This is a genomic window from Citrobacter sp. Cpo071, from assembly GCF_030332765.1.
Classification (GTDB): Bacteria; Pseudomonadota; Gammaproteobacteria; order Enterobacterales; family Enterobacteriaceae; genus Citrobacter; species Citrobacter portucalensis.
Genome location: NZ_JAOWHE010000084.1, coordinates 1 through 20,199, shown reverse-complemented (window position 1 = coordinate 20,199; position 20,199 = coordinate 1). Strand labels below are relative to the sequence as shown.

Here is a 20,199-nt window from a genome sequence, read left to right as displayed (position 1 = left end):
AGGTTAATCTCAGGTAAAAAAAATCCCCGACGATGCGGGGATGTCTATTTCGTGGCCGATAACAGGCTCAGCTCACCATTACAGCGCCATTAAACGGTCCAGCGACGGTGCAAAGTAATAACCGCCGGTTACCGGTTTGGTGAAGCGCAGCATCGCATCACGCTTACCGTCGGTGTCACCAAACATGCTCAGCAATTGTTGTTCAATGTTGTGCAGACGAGCGCAGTAGGCGCAGAAATAGAGACCATGCGTGCCGCTGGCAGTACCGTATGGCAGGCTCTGGCGCACAATTTTCAGCCCTTTACCGTCTTCTTTTAGGTCAACACGGCTCAGGTGAGAGGTGACCGGACGGTCATCACCGTCGATCTCTTCGTTGGCTTCCTTGGTGCGACCAATCATCATTTCCTGGTCATGGATGCTCATGCGATTAAGCTGCTTCAGGTTATGTTCCCAACGCTGCACAAACACATAGCTGCCACCGGCATCCACGCCATCTTTGATAACAGCAACTTCACGGCGCGTTTCTTCGCCTGCCGGGTTTTCCGTACCGTCAACAAAGCCGCTGAGATCGCGCTCTTCGACCCAACGGAAACCGTGGATTTCTTCTTTAACTTCAATACAGTCGCCAAATGCTTCCATTGCCGCCTGCGCAACGGAGAAATTCACGTCATGACGCAAAGAGAGAATATGGATCAACACGTCATATTGGGTTGCTGGTGCCAGACCTTTACCGTAAGGGATAAAGTCTTTTAACTCTTCAGCACCGACGCCGCCACTCAATGCACGCCAGGTGTTGTTGCCAAAAGCGACAACCGCGCCCAGATGCGCATCCGGGAACTTAGCTTCAAAGGTCGCCAGCTTATCGGCGAAGGTTTTGCTGGCCGCACGCAGGGCATCAACGTCGCCTTTAACATTGGCTTCAATCCAAATCGCCGCACGGCAATGTTCTGGCAAAATGCCACTCTGAACCTGAGACATTGTTCCTCCTGAAAAAAAGATGCCACGACATCGTGGCATTGATGGGCGCTATTCTACCTGTTTTTTTAACAAGCCGATTTGTTCAGACGCAAATTAACGCCGCCAGATAATTTTGCTTACTTTCCACGCTTTCAGCGTGTCGTCAGACGGCATTATATCCTCAGGTCCGCTCCATTCACCGGAAAAAATATAGCTAATATGTTGACTTCCCTCAGCTTTACACTCAACGCCCGCGCTGTCATCGCCGGTTGCTTTTTGGCAATTACCATAAGCTTTAGTGTAAAGGTCGCTAAACGGTGTACCTATTTCGACACCCGCGGCTGACGAAATATCGTGATCTAATACATCAATACGACTGATGGTTCCCTGGCTGCCGTTGATGACTATCGCCAGCTTGTCGTCTTTCATCGCTTCATAGAAGCGCACCACATTACCGTTATCGGTCTTCATTCCGCTACGCAGGCGGTAATCACCGTCCAGCGCATCAGCAATGGCTTTTTCATCCAGCGGCGTAGCGCCCGTTAACGCTCCTACGCCCTGCTCTGTGACCTGCGTTGAAGAACCAAACCAGTTCCACGGATTGGCGGCAGACCAGTTCACCGAGGACAACGTTGAACACCCGGCCAGTAGCAGCGGCATCGCGCATAAAGTCAAACGCAGTGATTTCATTTCACTTCCTTCCTTATTTATCAACGTTGCTTGGAGTCCGGTTTCCCCAAAAAGTGCCGTTATTCTTTCTCAAGGGAAAAACAGGCGCGCAGACGTTGATTGGTTAACAGCCAGATCAGCGCGACAATATCCGCCACCAACAGCGCCAGCCCGACGCCATTGAGAGGATCGCCTGCCAGCCACATCACCGGCTGCCAGCACAGCAGCACCAGTTGAGCGAGAATCAATAATCCGCGCAGCCAGCGCCAGAGCACCGGAAACGCAAAGCGTCGCCCACTGAGTAAAAACGCCAACACGGCGGGAACGCCGGGAAGCAACCCAAGCCAGAATGCGTCATGATCGGGATAAAACAGATTCAGCAAGGTGTTGCCCTGCTCACGGGAAGAACCGGCAATCACAAACAAAACCCAGGTGCGTGCCTGCAACAGCAGTACGCACCAGAAGAGAAAAGGCAGGCGCAGACGCCCATGACCGTCATAGTCGGCCGGATGAAACTCAGTACTCTTCATCTTCGATCAAACGCTTGCCCAGATTGAGTACATCCGCATGTTCATAGCCCAAACGTTCATACATGCCCTGTACGACGTCGTTATCGTCACGCACCATGATTTGAATCTTCGGACAACCGCGGGCAATGAGCTTTTTCTCCAGCCGGTTGAGCAGCGCATTGGCGATGCCGCGACCGCGAAACTCAGGATGCACGCCCAGGTAATAGGCGGAACCGCGATGCCCGTCGTATCCGCCCATCACCGTACCGACCACCTCGCCGTTCACTTCAGCAACGAGGAACAAGCTGACGTCATGATTGACTTTACGTTCGATGTCCATTTCAGGGTCGTTCCATGGACGCAGCAAATCACAACGCTCCCAGAGGGTGATCACCTCTTCGAAATCTTCCTGGCGAAAAACGCGTATTTCCATGGTATTGGGTACCTTTTCAGGACGTTAAAAAGCGATTATGGCGCGAACGGCTGATTTAGCCAATATCTGACGCGAAGCGGCGGAAAAAATGGCATAATACGGAATTGTCACGTATTGAAATGAAAAGTAAAACAATTCTTATCTCGATCCGTCGCAACGGACTACGCGATACGATATAACGTTTAGAACCTTTTTTTTACAACTCAGGCCGTATGAGCACTTTTAAACCACTAAAAACACTCACATCGCGCCGCCAGGTGCTGAAAGCCGGGCTGGCCGCCCTGACGCTGTCAGGCATGTCACAAGCCATCGCTAAAGAAGAAGCGCTAAAGACCAGCAATGGACACAGCAAACCGAAAGCGAAAAAATCCGGTGCTAAGCGCGTTGTTGTCCTTGATCCGGGGCACGGAGGGATTGATACCGGCGCAATTGGTCGCAACGGGTCGAAAGAAAAGCACGTGGTACTGGCGATTGCCAAAAATGTGCGCTCGATCCTACGTAACCAGGGGATTGATGCACGCCTGACCCGCTCCGGCGATACGTTTATTCCGCTCTACGATCGCGTCGAGATCGCCCACAAACATGGTGCCGACCTGTTCATGTCGATCCACGCCGACGGTTTTACCAATCCGAGCGCTGCGGGTGCTTCGGTCTTTGCCTTATCCAATCGCGGCGCCAGTAGCGCCATGGCGAAATATCTGTCCGATCGTGAAAATCGGGCCGATGAAGTCGCCGGAAAGAAGGCCACTGACAAAGATCATTTGTTGCAGCAGGTGCTGTTCGATCTGGTGCAAACTGACACCATAAAAAACAGCCTGACGTTAGGCTCGCATATTCTTAAGAAGATCAAGCCGGTACACCGTCTGCACAGTCGCAGTACGGAACAGGCCGCCTTCGTGGTGCTAAAATCACCTTCGATTCCGTCGGTCCTGGTCGAAACCTCGTTCATCACCAACCCGGAAGAAGAACGATTGCTGGGTACGGCGGCGTTTCGTCAGAAAATCGCCACCGCTATCGCCAATGGCATCATCAGCTATTTCCACTGGTTTGATAACCAGAAAGCACACTCGAAGAAACGTTAACCATGAAGCCCGATGCACAGCGCGTAAAACAGTTCCTGCTCAGCCTGCAGGATGAAATTTGTCAGCAGTTATCCACCGTAGACGGCAGCGAATTTGTTGAGGATAACTGGCAACGCGAAGCGGGCGGCGGCGGGCGCAGTCGGGTGTTGCGTAACGGCGGTATTTTCGAGCAAGCAGGCGTCAACTTCTCCCACATCCACGGCGATGCAATGCCGGCCTCGGCTACCGCGCATCGCCCGGAGCTTGCCGGGCGCAGTTTTGAAGCCATGGGCGTCTCGTTGGTGGTGCACCCGCAGAATCCCTACATTCCAACCAGTCATGCCAACGTACGGTTTTTTATCGCGGAAAAACCGGGGGCCGATCCCGTGTGGTGGTTTGGCGGTGGCTTTGACTTAACGCCCTACTACGGCTTTGATGAGGATGCGGTTCACTGGCATCGCACGGCGCGGGACCTGTGCCAGCCGTTTGGCGATGACGTTTATCCACGTTACAAGAAGTGGTGCGATGACTACTTCTTCCTCAAGCACCGCAACGAGCAACGCGGAATTGGCGGGCTGTTTTTCGATGATTTGAATACCCCTGATTTCGACCACTGCTTCACTTTTATGCAGGCGGTAGGTCAAGGATACACCGAGGCGTATCTGCCCATCGTCGAACGCCGCAAAATGATGAGCTGGGGCGAGCGCGAGCGTAATTTCCAGCTGTATCGTCGTGGGCGCTATGTGGAATTTAATCTGGTGTGGGATCGCGGCACGTTGTTCGGTTTGCAAACCGGCGGGCGCACGGAATCGATTCTGATGTCGATGCCGCCGCTGGTACGCTGGGAGTATGACTGGCAGCCAGAAGCGAACAGCCCGGAAGCTGCCCTTAGCGAGTTTATTCAGGTCCGCGACTGGGTGTAATTGCCTGATGGCGCTACGCTTATCAGGCCTACAACAACGGCAAACCCGTAGGCCGGATAAGACGCGTTAGCGTCGCATCCGGCACAATAATCTCATCATGCCCACTGGCGCATACGCTGATGCAGCGTCAACGACGGTTTCTCCGCAAACAGCTGCTGGTAGTCGGTGGCAAACTGCCCTAAATGCCAGAATCCCCACTGCATGGCGGCGTCTTTCACCGTCGCACTCTGCGACCATGGGCTTATCAACTCACGGCGAACGGCGTTCAGGCGAATACGTTTCAACCAGGCATTCGGGCCAATACCGAGGATCGCGTGAAAGGCGTTTTGCAACGTCCGGCGGCTAACGTGCAGCTGATTGCATAAGTCGAGCACGGTCAGCGGCTCTGACATATTTTCCAGCACATATTCGCGCGCACGTGACAGCAAGCGACGATAGCTCTGATGGCTGATGCTCTCCGCAGTCATAATCGGCTGCGCTTCTTCAAGCATGGTGCCCATCGCCAGCAGCAGGTTATCCCCCAACACTTTACGCACCGCGGGTTGGTGAAGGTTTTCAGGATTCTCACTAAACGTCGCCAGCGCCTGCTGCACAAAGCCCCATAGCGCGGCTTTGTGTTGTTCTTTAACTTCCAGCGCCGACTGATTGCGCAGCATATGTAGCACCCTTTCCGGGTTATGCAGGAAGTTGGCCTGACGAGCAATGGCCTCTTCCGAAATGACGACACCCAAAATGGTGTAATCATCCGGGGTACTCAGTTCAAACTCCGTCCCGCCTGGGCGGGTGGCAATTTCAGCGCTACCCAAACACTGGGTACCAATAAATCCCTGCTCGCCGCGCGTGGCCGGAATGCCAAACCAAAATGAGTTTGGCCAGACAAGGCACGACTGACGCAGCGCCAGTCCGGTGTATTCACGGAACACCTGAATATCATCGAGCAGGATTTCCGTGAACTCGCCATGAAATTTTCCCGGATGCAGCTGGTCGTAGATCTGCTGCCAGGCGGTAATCGTCAGCGCGTGCTCATACACATCCGTTGTTCGCCGTTGGTGAACGTTGTCCACTTCCACTTTCGGCGTCAGTTTAACGTCTTCGGGTAATACTTCATGATAAAGATGGTGCAAGTTCGCAGAACGGTTCTTTTTCATGATCTTTTAAGCCGGAAGCTTCAACGAAGCCCCCGGCCCTCCGACAGGTTAATTTTTTAAGCGGTAGCGACTACTGCGTTTACGCAACGCTCCATCAGAAAAGAGCTGTTCCAGCGCATTTCTGGCTTCATCAAGTGACCAGCCAAAGTGGGCCGCCACTTCCCCTGCCGTCATTCCTTGACGGACCGATGCTAACAGCGTCAGAAGTTGGGCAGAGGATTCAGACGTCACTGGGGCGTCCTGTGTCTTCTCTGGTTTCACTTCTGTTTTCGCTTCTGGCTTCTGTTCAGGTTTCTTCGGCTGGCGTTTAAAACCGCCGATCAGCCACTGGGTGTCATCGTCCGGCCGGCCTATTTCCTTACGGCTGATAACACGGCCCGTACGCGCTGCGGCTGCACTGCCAGCATCCAGCGCTGCGCGGCATGCCGCCAGATCGCCTTCCACCACCAGCGTCAGTCGACCAGGATCGAGCACTTCGTGGCTAAGCAGACGCACGTTCGCGGCTTTCAGCATGGCATCGGCCGCGTCCACGGCAGCCACCATGCCATCCACTTCCAGTAATCCCAGTGCATTGATCATCACTACCTCTCTTACGCGCGCTGGATTGGATTACGGGCAATATCCAGAACGGCATCGGCAAAGGCGTTGCATGCGGCTTTACAAGCGGCCTGGCTACCGGTCAAAAACGCGGCTGAATAGTTGGTTTCTGACGGCGGTGGTACATAGGTCACCAGTTGTACATCGGCAGATTTCAGCGCGGCATCAATACCAAATGTCGCTTCCAGCGGTGGTGCTACCAGATACGCCATCGGATCGCCCAGTCGGCATCCCGCGGTTGCGGAGAGATACGAACCGGTACGCGAAACCACATGCGCCAGGAAGGCGGTATCTTCTGCGTCATTCGCCCACTGGAATGCCGCCCCGCTTTCAATATTGGCCACCATCGCGTCCAGACCCGCGCGAACTTCGGCCGGGTTTGGTCCACCGAGCATAATCAGCACTTCGCCCGATGTTGGAGAGGGACTGTGCGCCGCACCGGCATACAGCGAGCGGCCATAAACCACTTCGACCATTGCCTGTTTTGTCGCTTCATCTGCGGCAATATACGCCACGTCATCAGAATCTGCTGTGATGAGTCCGAGGCTACGTATATGTGGCGGTAATTTAAGTTCGCGGGCAAAACCGTCATTTACCGAGGCAATCACACGCATTGCGGTGACTGAAGGTCTAATTAAATCTAATGCTGGCATGATGCCTCCTTAACGGGTCATATTGATGCCGGATGCTTTTTGCTCCAGCATGCGCTTGGCCAAATCCACAATCACCGCCGCCGCTTCAACCGGTGGCGTACCGCCCTGGTGAATGTTCGAGATACAGGTACGATCAGCCTCAACGGTGGTCGCCACACGCGGCGAATAGACGGCATAGCAAGAAAGACTTTCCGACTGGCCGAGGCCCGGACGTTCACCAACCAGCAGGATCACCGCTTTTGCACCCAGCAGTTCGCCGATCTGATCTTCGATTTTCACGCGCCCATAGCGAACAAAGAACGGCGTCCCGACCTTCAATCCGGCCTGTTTTAAGCCCGACAACAGCGGCGGCAGGATCTCTTCATAGTTAGCGGTAATCGCGTCGGTAGACAGGCCATCAGAAATAATCACCTGCACATCCGGATTCATTACACACTGTGATTTCAGTGCTTCAATGGCTTCCGCACTCAGACGACGCCCCATATCCGGACGCGTCAGATACAGGTTTTTGTCGCTGATTTCCGAGCGCACTTCCAGCAGCCCCTGGGCTTTTACCCACTCTTCCGGCACTTCTTTCAATACCGTATCTTTCGAACGCGAGTGGTCAGCCAGGAAACGCAGCAGCGCCTGGGTACGCGGACGAGGACCGGCACGACCGGTACATACACGCGCAGCGGTGCTACGGCGAAGTTCAGTCAACACCTCTGCACGGTGCGGATTCTCAACGCCAATCCATGCTTTGGCTTCGGCTGAGCCTAAGTCCATCGCGCAGCTTTCACCGGTCGGCGCGGCGCACTGCGTGGTGCTGCATTTTGCTGGCGCTGACGGTTCTTGAGCCTGCGGTTGAGACTCACCCATTGACGCCATTACGCTGCGTACAATTTCTTCAATCTGTTTTTGATCCATCGTGTGTCATCCCCGCGTCATCAGAAGAACAGTGACGGATCGCCCGCCCGTTTGGTCAGGCGACCGTTTGCCATAATGCCCATGGTTTCCAGCCAGCGTTCAAACTCCGGCGACGGACGCAGGTTCAGCAGCTGACGCACGGTCGCGGTGTCATGGAAGGCGGTGGTCTGATAGTTGAGCATGATGTCGTCACCGAGCGGCATGCCCATGATGTAGTTGCAGCCAGCGGTGGCGAGCAGAATCATCAGGTTTTCGTTAAGGTTCTGGTCAGCATCAGCATGGTTGGTGTAGCAGCAGTCGCAGCCCATTGAGATGCCGCTCAGCTTGCCCATAAAGTGATCTTCCAGACCCGCGCGAATAATCTGACGGTCGTTGTAGAGATACTCCGGCCCGATAAAGCCCACCACGGTGTTCACCAGGAACGGATCATAGTGGCGTGCCAGCCCGTAGTTACGCGCTTCCATCGTCACCTGATCGGCGCCGAAGTTGGCCCCCGCGGAGAGCGCAGACCCTTGCCCGGTTTCGAAGTACAGGCAGTTTTCCCCGGCGATACGGTTGAACTCAGCGCCCACTGCGCGCGCTTCATCCAGCATGGCCAACTCAACGCCAAACTCTTTTAAGCCTTTTTCGCTACCGCAGATACTCTGGAAAATCAGCCCGCCCGGCGCGCCGCGACGAATCGCTTCGATCTGGGTAGTCACGTGTGCCAGTACGCAGCCCTGGGTCGGGATGTTGAATTTGTCGATAACGCCGTACACGGTATCCAGTACGCGGCTTAAGTTTTCCACGTCATCCGTTACCGGGTTTACGCCGATCACCGCATCGCCCGCCCCGAAGGACAGCCCTTCGTAGATTTGTGCGGCAATACTCTGCACGTCATCACGGGTGTCGTTCGGCTGCAAACGGCAGCTGAAGGTGCCCGGCAGACCGATGGTGGTATTGGCCTTTTTGATCACCGGCATTTTCTTACCGCCGTAGATCAGGTCCGCGTTAGAGCAGATTTTTGCTACCGCAGCGACCACTTCCGACGTTAACCCTTTGCGCGTAAACGCAATGTCATCAACGGAGGTTTCATCGCTCAGCACGTACTCGCGCAGCTCGCTGATACTCCAGTTTTTGATACGGTTATAGGCCGTCTCGTTGACGTCATCCTGAATCAGACGAGTAACACAGTCCTCTTCATAGGAAATCACCGGGTTATTGCGGATATCCGCCACCGTCATTTCCGACAGTACCTGCTTGGCCGCCACGCGCTCCTGCGAACTGGTTGCGGCCACTCCTGCCAGCACATCCCCCGAACGCAGTTCGTTGGCTTTTGCCAGCACCTCTTTAACATCCTTAAACTGATAAACATTGCCGAACAATGTGGTCTTTAGTTTCATAAGTCGTTCCCTCAGGAAGGAAATGCGAGTGATTTCACCGTCACCGGCACAACCGATCCGCCAAAAAGAGGCGTACCAATGTCGATATAGTCCCCCGCCCGGACAACCACCTCATCGATGACTGCCAGCGGGTGTTGCTGTAACTGTGGGCGTAACAGCATGCCCAGGGCCTTACCAAAATCCTGCTCGGCTACCACCAGCAGGGGATGCGGATTCGGATAGCGCGCGACAAAGGCCAGCAGCGCATCAATCACCGTTAACAGCGCGGCGTAGCGCACCGGCAGCGAACCGGGCAGCGCCAGCACGTAGGCGTCCGTTTGCGGGTCCAGATCGAGCTGCATTAGCGCCTGTTGCCAGGCGGCCACCAAATCAGCCTCATCAACCGGAATCGCCACCGGCAGATTGCGCAGCGGAAGCGCCACACCTTCCAGCCAGATGGTGCTGCCCGAAAGCGACAGCGTATGCGCACCGGCGCCAATCACCGTGGCGCGCACGGTTTGCGCCGGGAACTGCACGTTCATATCACGCAGGCGCGGATGTTCATGCAGCGCAGTCGCTAACAGCGGGCCAATGTCGGAAAAACAGAACGGATCGGCTGGTTGGTTGCGGTAGCACTCGCCCACCCCGCCGGACAACGTAATCACTTCCGGTTTCACGCCCGCCGGTAACAGGCCGGTTTGCATCAGCGCCTGCGCCAGCGGTGATAACGTGCCATCAATCACCTCCACAATCAGCGCCGCCATCCGTCGTGCTACCTGAACAAGCTGCGCCGCATTGAGGGTTCGGACGTCGGTGCCCGGACCAAATACGTCATCAACAATCATCTGCCCCGGCTGATGCGCATGTACTACTCGCCCCTGGCCGTCCGTTTCCAGCAGTCGCCCGCCGACGTTGAGGCAAGCCGAACCGCTGACCTTTCCAGCATCAAACAGAACGTAGTTCGACGTACCGCCACCGATGTCGATATTCAGTACGCGGCACAACTTCTGCTCGGACAGGGTTTGTGCCCCCGCACCGTGACCGGCAATCACCGATTCCAGATGCGGTCCGGCGCTGGCCACCACAAAATCCCCCAGCGACTGAGAGAGCGCCATCACCGCCGGACGCGCATTACGGGTTTTGGCACTTTCTCCGGTGATGATGATCGCGCCGGAATCGACAGTCTCAGGTGCAATACCCGCCGCCTGATACTGGGCGAGGATCAGCGCCTTAAGTTCGGCCTCTTTCAACCCGCCCTGCTTATCAACGGGGGTAAAGAACACCGGGCTTTGCCAGCTAATTTCGCGTTTGATGAATTCGTAGCGCGGCACCTGCGACACTGCCGCACGGTTGACTAACTCAAGGCGCGAGAAAATCACCTGAGTGGTAGTGGTGCCGATATCGATACCGACGCTCAGTAGCTGGCGAGTATTCACGATTGCGCCTCCGGGTTGGTTTCTACTTCTGCTGGCACATCTTCATCTTTCGGTACCAACAGCATAGCCACACCAATCGCCGTCACGCCGCCAATCAACTTGCCGACAATCATCGGGAAGATCATCGCGTTCATGTTGGCAGCGGCGAAGCCTAAGTGGTCACCCAGTGCAAAGGCCGCGGAGACCGCGAAGGCGCAGTTGATCACTTTGCCGCGGGTATCCATATTCTTCATCATGCCGAACATTGGGATGTTGTTCGCCAGCGTCGCAACCATACCGGCAGCCGCAATATTATTGATTTTTAACAGGTTACCGACGCTCATCAGCGGTTTTTCAAACCAGCGGGTCAGCAGCAGTACCATTGGGTACGCACCGAGCAGTACGCAGGAAATAGAACCGATAACTTCGATGGCGCGCATCACTTCACCCGGCTTGTCGCCCGGAGCCATGAAGATAGGATCAAGACCTGGGATCAGCTCCCAGCCGAGCAGGAATTTGACCACCGCTGCTGCCAGGCCGATGGTGATCAGCGCCACCAGGAATTTCGCGAAGATCTGGAAGCCGTTGATCATTTTTTCCGGGATGAATTTCAGTCCCAGCGCCACCAGCACAGCCACGATCAGCACCGGGATCATATTCATCAGGATCAGCGCGAAGGTGAACTCCACCGGCTGTCCGTTGATTTCGACGCCGGAGTACATCGCAATCAAACCGCCCGCAATACAACCAATCGGAATGGTGACAATACCCGCCAGCACGCCCAGCGCCAGATAACGACGGTCAGACGGTTCAATAATCCCCAGCGCAACCGGAATGGAGAAGACCAGCGTCGGCCCCATCATCGCCCCGAGGATCAGGCCAGAGTACAGCCACGCCGCAACGTCGCCGCCCGCCAGTTCTTTCGCCAGGAAGAAGCCGCCCATATCGCACGCCAGCAGCGTTCCGGCAAACATCGACGGGTTCGCGCCCAGCATTTCATACAGCGGAATAATCACTGGCCCGAGCACATGCGCCAGAACCGGTGCCAGCGCGGTCATACCAACCATCGCCAGACCCAGCGCGCCCATCGCCATAAAACCTTCTTCAAACTGGCCGCCCGATCCCTCAATACTCTTACCGAACTTACCGAGGAAGCGTGCCGAACCGCCGAACTGCGACAGGATCCTGTCCACGGCGGCAATCAGCATAAAGAACATCATGATGTACATGATGATTTCGTTAATTCCCATAGCCCCTACTCCCTGTCATTTGTGATTTGTAGGCCGGATAAGACGTTTACGTCGCCTCCGGCATTAACGCCGTGTTATTGCCGGATGGCGGTGCGAGCACCTTATCCGGCCTACAGGCATTACCCGGCAGCCGCGTACAGGTCGATGATCTGTGCCTGCGTGGCGGTGCGTGGGTTACTGCGAATACAAATATCCTCCAGCGCGGCGTGAGCCCATGCGCTGTACTGCTCGGGCTTTGCCCCAACGTCAGAGAGTCGTTTGGTCTGGCCCACTTCGCTAATCAACTCGCTGACCGCGTTGATAGCATCACGATCGTCCGATTTCTTGTTGGTTAACGCGCGTCCGATATGGCTAAAGCGCTCACGACACACCATGCGGTTGAACCCCATTACCGTGGGAAGCAGCATGGCGTTAGCCTGTCCGTGTGGAATGTGCAACGTCGCTCCCGGCTGGTGCGCCATCGCATGGCACAGGCCAAGCCCAGCGCTGGAAAACGCCATCCCGGCCATACAGGAAGCCAGCAGCATGCTTTCGCGCGCCGCCAGATCCTGACCGTAGCCGACGGCCTTCGGCAGCGATTTACCGATCATCGCTATCGCACCAATCGCCAGGCTGTCGGTAAACGGCGTCGCGTTCAGTGCGCTATACGCTTCAACGGCGTGCGTCAGTGCATCAATCCCGGTCATCGCCGTTACGTGTGCAGGCACGCCTTCCGTCAATGCGGCGTCAAGGATCGCCACATCCGGCATCAGGGTTGCGTGGGCCAGCACTTTTTTGAGTCCGGTCGCGGCGTCGATAATCACCGTGACGTTCGTGGTTTCTGAGCCCGTTCCGGCGGTAGTCGGTACGGCAATCAGCGGCAGACGCGGGCGTAACACGCTGCGCTCGTCCATGTCAGCCAGCGTCTGAGTAGGATTGGTCACCAGCAACGCCACTGCCTTGGCGGCATCCAGCACGGAACCGCCGCCGAAAGCCACGACACCGTCGCACTTCGATTCACGCAGTTGCGCGACTGCCGCGCAGACGTCCGTAATGCACGGTTCGCCCACCGGGCACGGCCACAGCGTCATCGCCACACCTTTCATCGCCAGGCTGCGCTCCAGTGCCGCGGTCATCCCAGCCTGATGCAGAAAGCTGTCTACCATGACGAACATGTGCGTCAGTCCGCGCGTTTGTGCTTCCTGACCGCAGGTACTGAGCGCTCCCAATCCGCAAAGGGTGACCGGTGGAACGCTAAACGTTTTAACGCGTTGCAGATTCAGGGTATCGAATGCCTGAAAGAGCGCGGTCTGCAATTCAGCTTGCATAGATTCCTTCCGCTTTTTCTTTTCCGCTGTTTGCAATCGCCAGCGGAGTCATAAACAGGCTGTGCTGGGGTAAATGCACCTGCAGTTCCGGGAAACGCTTACGGAACAGTTCATCAACGCCTGGCTGCATACAGGAGCCACCCGCCAGCCACAAATCAGCGACACCCTGTCCGGCAATATGGTGCGCCACGATTTCCGCCATCTTTTCGTAGACAGGCTTCACCACCGGCCAGATTTCTTTGCCATTGCTGCGCTTGTACTGCTCGGCTTCCTCCAACTGGATACGACGGTTCCCGGCCAGCGTCAGAGATATATGGTGCCCGCCGGTCGCTTCATCAGCGGAGTAAGTCACTTTGCCCTGTTTAACAATCGCAATCCCGGTAGTGCCACCACCAATATCCACCACGCCGGCGTTATCAAGCTGCAACAGATCCGCCACCGCGGTTGGTTCGTCGAGGACATGGCTCACTTCAAGCCCGGCAGACTCCAGCACGTTAATAGAGATGCGTGGGTCAGTTCCCGGTGGAAACGAGGTTGCCGCATGGGTAAAACGGCAACCCAGTTGTTGTTCGAGCGTATCGAGATGGCGACGAACGATGGTCACCGCACCAAAGAAATCCCAGACGATGCCATCGCGCACGACATCGGCCCAGTCCAGGCAAACCGCGACCGGCTGTCCGTCACTGTCCACAACCATCGACACCACATCACACGTTCCCAAATCAATGCCCAACCACAGCGGTGAATCGCTCTTTACAGGCGTCTGGTTACATAGCGTTGCCGCTTTTAGCAGTCTGGGTGTCAACCAACGTTGTTCGTCGTGCGCCATCTCATTTACTCCTTATACAATTCTGAAGGCGTCTACCAACACACAGCGACGCAGACGCACAAACGTACGCGCACTGGTCACCCCTTCCCCGGTTGGTGTGGTAATAGTCATCGTGGTCCAGCCTTCACCGCCCAGTCCAAGACCGGCAATACACGGTCCGTTCTTAACGAAGATGCTGGTATCAATGGCGTTTGCCATACGGTTCATATTTTCGATATTGCGTGAGTGCATCGCCGCCGTATGGTGGCAGCCGCCTTCCAGCTTGACCGCCAGTTCAATGGCTTCATCGACGTTAGCAACTCGCACGACCGGCAGCACCGGCATCATCAGTTCGGTAACGGCAAACGGATGCGTCGCGGAGGTTTCGACGAATAACAGACGGGTTTGCTCCGGTACGTTCAGACCAATCGCCGCAGCGATTTTTCCGGCATCGCGCCCGACCCAGTCACGACTGACTGTGCCTTTACCGCGCTCATCGATATTTTTCAGCAGCACCGGCTGCAGCTGTTCAGCCTGAGCCGCGGTCAGTTTCACCGCATGCTGGCTTTCCATCAGACGCATCAGTTCATCAGCGACGCTATCGACCACGATCAGCACTTTTTCGTCGGCGCAGATGATGTTGTTATCAAACGATGCACCTTTGACTATCGACTGCGCCGCGCGTGCCAGGTCAGCCGTTTCATCAACCACCACTGGTGGATTACCCGCACCAGCGGCAATCAGACGTTTGTTGGTGTGCTTACGCGCGGCGTCTACTACGGCTTCACCACCGGTCACCACCAGCAGGCCGATACCTGGGTACTTGAACAGACGCTGCGCAGTCTCGATATCCGGGTTGGCAACCGTCACCAACAGGTTTGCCGGACCGCCTGCAGCAACCACCGCCTGGTTAAGCAGAGTGATAGCGCGCTGAGAGACTTTTTTCGCCGCCGGATGCGGTGCGAAGACCACGCTGTTACCAGCGGCAATCAGGCTGATAGCGTTGTTAATGACGGTCGCGGCCGGGTTGGTGGATGGGGTTACCGAGGCCACCACGCCCCACGGTGCGTTTTCAATCAGCGTCAGACCGTTATCGCCGGTCAGAACCTGTGGAGACAGGCATTCCACACCCGGCGTGCCGCGCGCCTGCGCCACGTTTTTGGCAAATTTATCTTCGACGCGTCCCATGCCGGTTTCAGTGACGGCAAGTTCCGCTAATTCTCTGGCGTGCTTTTCGCCCGCCTCACGTAGAGCCGTGATAGCCAGTTGGCGCATGGCGACGCTTTTCAACCCCTGCTGGGCCAGTTTTGCTGCCGCCACTGCGTCATCCAGGGAGGCAAAAACGCCCATTTCTTGAACGGCACTGACGGGTTGGCTGCTGTCTTTCATTTTCAGCAGTACCGCTTTCACGACCTGTTCAATATCCTGTTGATTCATGATTTTCTGCCTTATTTATGGAAGATCACCTGACCACCTGCCACCACTTCATCGACAATGCCAATCACGCACAGATCGACAGGCGATGATTCATTCCGGTGCGCCTGACGGGCGGAGCTTCCGCTGACCAGCAGCACCCACTCTCCGGTTCCCGCCCCGATGCTGTCGATAGCAACAGCACATTGCCCGTCGGGATTTCCCTGGGCGTCAATCATTTCCACCATCAGCAACTTGTCGTGCGCGAGCCCCTGATGGCGTACGGTACAAACAATTTGTCCTGTAACGATTGCCAGTTTCATACGCGCCTCCGTGGCATATTTCAGGTAAAACCTCCCCCTACCCTCCGCAGAAGGTAATGTGAAAAGGAGAGAGGGTGACGCCAGCAATGAAGTCTGTGGCGTCACATGGACGACTTACATGTCGTTGCTGTCGCCTTTAAAGCTGATCGGGAACACTTCTTCCAGATCGCCGTGCGGACGTGGGATCACGTGTACTGAAACCAGCTCACCAATACGCTGTGCAGCCGCAGCACCTGCGTCCGTTGCAGCTTTACATGCCGCTACGTCGCCACGGACCATGGCAGTGACCAGACCGCCACCGATCTGCTTCACGCCAACCAGTTTCACCCGTGCCGCTTTAACCATTGCGTCAGAAGCCTCAATCAGTGCAACCAGGCCCCGGGTTTCAATCATTCCTAATGCTTCCATTGTGTTTTCCTCTCATTAAGGGGTCCAGAACGGGACCTAAACAACCAGTGTTTGTGAGGCGTTTTCACGACTCACGTCAGTCTGGCGCGGCACTGCTGCCACCAACGCCAGTTCGATAATTTCCTGTACGCTACAGCCACGAGAGAGATCATGAAGCGGTGCGGCAAGCCCTTGAATCAACGGACCTACTGCGCGATACCCTCCCAGACGCTGAGCGATTTTGTAGCCAATATTGCCTGCCTCGAGCGATGGGAAGACCATCACATTGGCATTGCCCTTTAACGGACTGGCGGGCGCTTTTTGCGCTGCGACATCCGGAACAAAGGCGGCATCAAATTGCAGTTCTCCGTCCACGGTAAGCTGCGGGGCACGCTCACGAACGATCTCGGTCGCCTGCTGCACGTTAGCGACGTTAGGATGGCGAGCACTGCCATTACTTGAAAACGACAGCATAGCGACGCGCGGCTCTTCACCTGTGATCGCCTGCCATGTCTGCGCGCTGGCAATCGCAATATCCGCAAGCTGTGCGGCGGTGGGCTGCGGCACGACGCTGCAATCGGCAAAACCTAATGACGGACCAAGGTACTGCGGCAGCATCAGGAAAATTGACGACAGCGTTTTACAACCAGGCTGTAGCCCGATAATGCGTAATCCGGCACGCAGCACGTTCGCTGTTGATGAGAGATTGCCCGCAATACAGACGTCAGCTTTACCCGCGCTGACCATTGCAGCGGCGAACATCAGCGGATCGTTGAGTTTTTCCAGCGCATCCGCAGGCGTTTTATCTCCCGCGCGGGCCAGCCAGCGCAGCGCAAACTCTTCGCGCATTGGCTGATTGCTTTGCGGATCGATAACCTGAATGCCATCCATTGCCACCCGGTGACTGAGGGCAAACTGGCGCAGCGCAAACGGACTGGCAACGAGAATGGGATGTGCCAGACCGTGCTGATGCAGGTAATTCGCCGCCTTCAGCACCCGGACATCCAGAGCATCCGGGAACACCACCCGTGCCGGTGAGCGTTGGGCGAGTTGACGAGCACGTTCAATGATCATTGCTTCTCCCCCAGTCGCTGTTGAATTTGGTTAACCGTCAGCGGATGCTTCGCAACGCTCAGAATCATCATCACGTAGACCGTACTGGAAAGGCGGTTGAGCGCCTGCATAATGTCCGGTCGCATAACCTCAAAACTGCGAGTGATGAACACCTGGGCCGCCACCGTCTCCGTTTCACGGACTTTGGTACGCAGCAGATTAAGCAGCGCGCAATCACGTCCGTGGCTGGCTTCAGGCACCAGGTGGTCGTGGTCCAGATAGCGCAGCGGTTGATGAGAAAGACGGTGTAAATCTTCGTCACTTAACCCCACGACAGCTTGTGCTGCCAGCGGCTCATCCATGGCGTCAGCGCGCATAATATTGCCCAGGCGCGAGCGGATATCCGCCAGCCACGGCTGCCACGGTTCTGCCATCTCAATCTGCAACCACACAGCCAGGGCGATGGTGCTGTCCAGCGCGGCGCGAAATCCCAGCCGAGGGTCACTTTTGGCGACCATCTTGTCCGCCGTCAGATGCGTCAGGGTGTCCGGTTTCTTCGCCACCGGTTGATGGCACAGTTCGCAGCTGGCCTGTGGATGCGTATCGCTGCTGGTTAATCCATGCACCGGCTGCGGCTGCTGTTCTTCGTCATCAATAAACAGGCTGCCCTGCTCGTCGATAAACTTAATACGCAGATGTCGGCTTTCCAGTAATTCCCGGGCAGACGGCGTCAGGCGAGCGTCAGCGGGGAGATGAATTTCAGCCCCTTCGCTGAGCGTATGATTCGCTCTGAGCCATGCTTCGGTAATGAAATCCTTCATACATCCGCCTTAGCAGGACTGCCAGTTCGCAGGCCAGGCCACATACAGAAACTTCACCGTCGATGGCGTACCAAATTCGATGCTGGAACCTTTCGGGATAAACATGACGTCCCCGGCTTTTGCAATCATGGTTTCGCCTTCGTGGCGAACGTGCAGCTCGCCTTCCAGAATCATGTCGATTTCGTCGTAGTTCAGCGTCCATGGGAAAAAGGCGTTATCCCACTGCATAAACCCGGCGGCCATGCTGCTACCGTCCTGGTCGGTCACCAGATCGGTTAAGCCCACGCAGTGCGGCTGCGCGCCGTCAAAACGACCAAACTTCACGCTGCTACCGTCGATGACTTTGACGCCGCCTTTGCCGGTTACCGAGTTAAAGCTCGGCTGCATTCCGCCCTGCTCCAGCGACTGCTTCTCCTTCATAACTTTGTCCATCAGCTGGGCGACCAGGCTTTCGGTAAACTGCCCTTCCGGTAACTGCGCAATGATGGTTTCGCGAATGCGCTGGCTTTCCGTTTTGCCATCATCAACCGCCGCCGGTACAGCAGCAGTTGGCGCGGATTCATCGCATTCACTGATGGTAACGCCCAGCAGCTCCGCAACTTCGCGCGCCTCCGGGGTGATGATGCTGGCGCGCAGAACAACCGACATTTCCTGTTCGCCGCGTGCGTGGGCCGCACGAATATCGTTAGCTGTGATGAGTTTTTTCACCTGCCCTTTCCTCCTTTTGGCTGAGCTCAGTCAGATAATCCACCAGGTGCTGCACGCTGCGCGGGTCATGGCTATTGAGCTCAAAAATCGGCTCCTGAAACCCCATCCCGCGAAGTAGTTGTCGCGTTGCGGCGACGTCGGCATCCGGCATGTCCGTTTTACTGATAACGGCGATTTGTCGTTTACTGGCGCCGATATCCAACAGCCCGGCAGGTAAGCGACTTTCTTTGTCATTTGCCGCGTGTATATAAATCAACGTATCGACATCCTGCAGCGTGGTAATTAAGGCGTGATACCAGCGCGGATGGCTAAAATATTCCCCTGGCGTATCGATATCGCCATTTTCATTAAACTCCACGGCCTGTGTTTTTCTGGCGAGGGAATAATTCCCCTGTAGCGCATTAAAGAGCGTTGTTTTCCCCGCCCCCACCGTACCGACAAATGCAATACGTTTCATCGCCGCCTCTGATTAACTTTTTGTCAGGTTGCACAAAGTGAAATTTAATAATCGACCCAGACCTCTTACCGTCTGTAATAACGCTTCTTCTACTGCGCCTACCGAACCGTAGATCACCAGTGCGCCGCTGAATCTATCGAGAAAACCGATATGTACATCTGCCGCCTTCATGGCTAAATCACCGGCAATCATCGCGGTTTCACCTGGCGTCAGCGTCATGATGCCGATGGCACCCGCTTCGGGAACGCCGATCTTTTTCGCCAGTTCTTCGCCGGGGTGCGCAATGAGATGCGCCAGCGTGACCTGTTTCCCCGGCACAAATTCCTGAATAATGCGTTCTTTTTCCATTGCTCACCGCCTCCGCTAAAACTGCCCTCATCGTGGCAATTTTTTGTCAGAGTAAATAACAAAATTCGGCAACCAGGTTTAAAAGGTGAAGTAGATCACTAAGAAAGGGAAATAAGTAAGGAGAGTACTCTCAGCTAACTTTCGGCTTGTATCTCTAATGGCCCCTCAAATGAATAAACACATCCCATTGATTTTTCTTATCTAAATATATTCTCATTTTTATATTCCGAAGCTTTGGTGACTTTATTTTATGCCTTCAACACATTTATCTTTTACCGCTTAAACCAATGGATAGAATAAAAGGATTTGGCGATGAGCGGTGGTAAACCGGCAGCCCGGACGGGCGACATGACGAAGTTCGGCGGCCCGATTGTCCAGGGTGCCATGGGCGTGATGATTGGTGCCCCCACCGGCGTTGCCTGCTCGGTGTGTCCCGGCGGCGTCACCTCCGGCTCCCCGGTCAACCCGCTCCTCGGCGCCAAGGTCCTGCCCGGTGAGACCGATTTCGCCCTGCCCGGCCCGCTGCCCTTTGTCCTCACCCGCGCCTACAGCAGTTACCGGACTCGCACCCCGGCACCGGCCGGCATCTTCGGCCCCGGCTGGAAAGCACCTTTCGATATCCGCTTACAGATACGTGATGAGGAACTGATTCTCAACGACAACGGCGGGCGCAGCGTTCACTTTGAGCACCT

24 protein-coding genes are annotated in these 20,199 nt (G+C 55.8%); 3 read left to right on the top strand and 21 right to left on the bottom strand.

Going from position 1 to position 20,199, the window contains the following annotated elements; translation table 11 throughout:
- Positions 1-78: 78 nt before the first annotated feature.
- From yfeX to OGY09_RS15370, 4 genes are all read right to left on the bottom strand, one after another.
- The gene (gene yfeX, locus OGY09_RS15385; protein WP_003835022.1) at positions 79-978 is read right to left on the bottom strand and encodes a porphyrinogen peroxidase; all 900 of its coding nucleotides are present in this window, start codon (positions 976-978) and stop codon (positions 79-81) included.
- Positions 979-1,071: 93 nt separating this feature from the next.
- Positions 1,072-1,647 (bottom strand): RpoE-regulated lipoprotein, encoded by a 576-nt coding sequence (locus OGY09_RS15380; protein ID WP_032944164.1) that lies wholly within the window; start codon positions 1,645-1,647, stop codon positions 1,072-1,074.
- Between the two features lie 59 nt (positions 1,648-1,706).
- The gene (locus tag OGY09_RS15375) at positions 1,707-2,156 is read right to left on the bottom strand and encodes a DUF2919 domain-containing protein (protein ID WP_008785415.1); all 450 of its coding nucleotides are present in this window, start codon (positions 2,154-2,156) and stop codon (positions 1,707-1,709) included.
- Complete coding sequence (locus OGY09_RS15370; RefSeq protein WP_003038048.1) at positions 2,143-2,568, bottom strand: GNAT family acetyltransferase; 426 nt, start codon at positions 2,566-2,568, stop codon at positions 2,143-2,145. Before OGY09_RS15370 ends, OGY09_RS15375 begins: the two co-directional genes overlap by 14 nt.
- Before the next feature lie 212 nt (positions 2,569-2,780).
- Between OGY09_RS15370 and amiA the strand changes: the two genes are divergently transcribed.
- Complete coding sequence (gene amiA / locus OGY09_RS15365) at positions 2,781-3,650, top strand: N-acetylmuramoyl-L-alanine amidase AmiA (protein WP_003038046.1); 870 nt, start codon at positions 2,781-2,783, stop codon at positions 3,648-3,650.
- Between the two features lie 2 nt (positions 3,651-3,652).
- Complete coding sequence (hemF, locus tag OGY09_RS15360; protein ID WP_032944165.1) at positions 3,653-4,552, top strand: oxygen-dependent coproporphyrinogen oxidase; 900 nt, start codon at positions 3,653-3,655, stop codon at positions 4,550-4,552.
- A 95-nt stretch (positions 4,553-4,647) separates the two neighbouring features.
- Here the strand turns inward: hemF and eutR are convergent, their stop codons facing one another.
- From eutR to eutS, 17 genes are all read right to left on the bottom strand, one after another.
- A complete protein-coding gene (eutR, locus tag OGY09_RS15355; protein ID WP_008785417.1) occupies positions 4,648-5,700 on the bottom strand; it encodes an HTH-type transcriptional regulator EutR in 1,053 nt (350 codons plus the stop codon).
- A 48-nt stretch (positions 5,701-5,748) separates the two neighbouring features.
- Positions 5,749-6,279, bottom strand: a complete 531-nt coding sequence (gene eutK / locus OGY09_RS15350; RefSeq protein ID WP_003835033.1) for an ethanolamine utilization microcompartment protein EutK — start codon at positions 6,277-6,279, stop codon at positions 5,749-5,751.
- 11 nt (positions 6,280-6,290) lie between these two features.
- A complete protein-coding gene (gene eutL / locus OGY09_RS15345; RefSeq protein WP_003838537.1) occupies positions 6,291-6,950 on the bottom strand; it encodes an ethanolamine utilization microcompartment protein EutL in 660 nt (219 codons plus the stop codon).
- Positions 6,951-6,959: 9 nt separating this feature from the next.
- Positions 6,960-7,856 carry an ethanolamine ammonia-lyase subunit EutC gene (gene eutC / locus OGY09_RS15340; RefSeq protein WP_008785418.1) on the bottom strand — a complete coding sequence of 299 codons (897 nt, stop codon included), beginning with the start codon at positions 7,854-7,856 and terminating at the stop codon, positions 6,960-6,962.
- A gap of 20 nt (positions 7,857-7,876) precedes the next feature.
- Positions 7,877-9,238, bottom strand: coding sequence for an ethanolamine ammonia-lyase subunit alpha (gene eutB / locus OGY09_RS15335; RefSeq protein WP_003038029.1), 1,362 nt, complete (start codon positions 9,236-9,238; stop codon positions 7,877-7,879).
- A gap of 11 nt (positions 9,239-9,249) precedes the next feature.
- Entirely contained in the window at positions 9,250-10,653 is a 1,404-nt protein-coding gene (gene eutA / locus OGY09_RS15330; RefSeq protein WP_032944167.1) for an ethanolamine ammonia-lyase reactivating factor EutA, read from the bottom strand.
- The gene (gene eutH, locus OGY09_RS15325) at positions 10,650-11,882 is read right to left on the bottom strand and encodes an ethanolamine utilization protein EutH (protein ID WP_003835043.1); all 1,233 of its coding nucleotides are present in this window, start codon (positions 11,880-11,882) and stop codon (positions 10,650-10,652) included. The genes eutA and eutH overlap by 4 nt, the downstream gene beginning before the upstream one ends.
- A gap of 119 nt (positions 11,883-12,001) precedes the next feature.
- Positions 12,002-13,189: an ethanolamine utilization ethanol dehydrogenase EutG gene (gene eutG, locus OGY09_RS15320; protein WP_008785420.1), complete on the bottom strand. Its 1,188-nt coding sequence runs from the start codon at positions 13,187-13,189 to the stop codon at positions 12,002-12,004.
- Positions 13,179-14,018, bottom strand: coding sequence for an ethanolamine utilization protein EutJ (eutJ, locus tag OGY09_RS15315; RefSeq protein ID WP_008785421.1), 840 nt, complete (start codon positions 14,016-14,018; stop codon positions 13,179-13,181). The genes eutG and eutJ overlap by 11 nt, the downstream gene beginning before the upstream one ends.
- A 12-nt stretch (positions 14,019-14,030) precedes the next feature.
- The gene (locus OGY09_RS15310; protein WP_003835050.1) at positions 14,031-15,434 is read right to left on the bottom strand and encodes an aldehyde dehydrogenase family protein; all 1,404 of its coding nucleotides are present in this window, start codon (positions 15,432-15,434) and stop codon (positions 14,031-14,033) included.
- A gap of 11 nt (positions 15,435-15,445) precedes the next feature.
- Positions 15,446-15,733, bottom strand: coding sequence for an ethanolamine utilization microcompartment protein EutN (gene eutN, locus OGY09_RS15305; RefSeq protein WP_003038011.1), 288 nt, complete (start codon positions 15,731-15,733; stop codon positions 15,446-15,448).
- A 114-nt stretch (positions 15,734-15,847) separates the two neighbouring features.
- Positions 15,848-16,141: an ethanolamine utilization microcompartment protein EutM gene (gene eutM / locus OGY09_RS15300; protein WP_003835054.1), complete on the bottom strand. Its 294-nt coding sequence runs from the start codon at positions 16,139-16,141 to the stop codon at positions 15,848-15,850.
- 36 nt (positions 16,142-16,177) lie between these two features.
- Complete coding sequence (gene pta, locus OGY09_RS15295; RefSeq protein ID WP_032944169.1) at positions 16,178-17,194, bottom strand: phosphate acetyltransferase; 1,017 nt, start codon at positions 17,192-17,194, stop codon at positions 16,178-16,180.
- Positions 17,191-17,994 carry an ethanolamine utilization cob(I)yrinic acid a,c-diamide adenosyltransferase EutT gene (gene eutT, locus OGY09_RS15290; RefSeq protein ID WP_003835057.1) on the bottom strand — a complete coding sequence of 268 codons (804 nt, stop codon included), beginning with the start codon at positions 17,992-17,994 and terminating at the stop codon, positions 17,191-17,193. Before eutT ends, pta begins: the two co-directional genes overlap by 4 nt.
- A 9-nt stretch (positions 17,995-18,003) precedes the next feature.
- Positions 18,004-18,702, bottom strand: coding sequence for an ethanolamine utilization acetate kinase EutQ (gene eutQ, locus OGY09_RS15285; RefSeq protein WP_032944171.1), 699 nt, complete (start codon positions 18,700-18,702; stop codon positions 18,004-18,006).
- On the bottom strand, positions 18,680-19,159 hold the full coding sequence (eutP, locus tag OGY09_RS15280) for an ethanolamine utilization acetate kinase EutP (protein ID WP_003037998.1): 480 nt from the start codon (positions 19,157-19,159) through the stop codon (positions 18,680-18,682). The genes eutQ and eutP overlap by 23 nt, the downstream gene beginning before the upstream one ends.
- Positions 19,160-19,171: 12 nt before the next feature.
- Entirely contained in the window at positions 19,172-19,507 is a 336-nt protein-coding gene (gene eutS / locus OGY09_RS15275; RefSeq protein WP_032944172.1) for an ethanolamine utilization microcompartment protein EutS, read from the bottom strand.
- Between the two features lie 312 nt (positions 19,508-19,819).
- On the opposite strand from eutS, the gene OGY09_RS15270 reads away from it, so the two are divergent.
- Positions 19,820-20,199: DUF6531 domain-containing protein (locus OGY09_RS15270; protein WP_286590625.1), on the top strand; the 380-nt coding region annotated here is incomplete at its 3' end.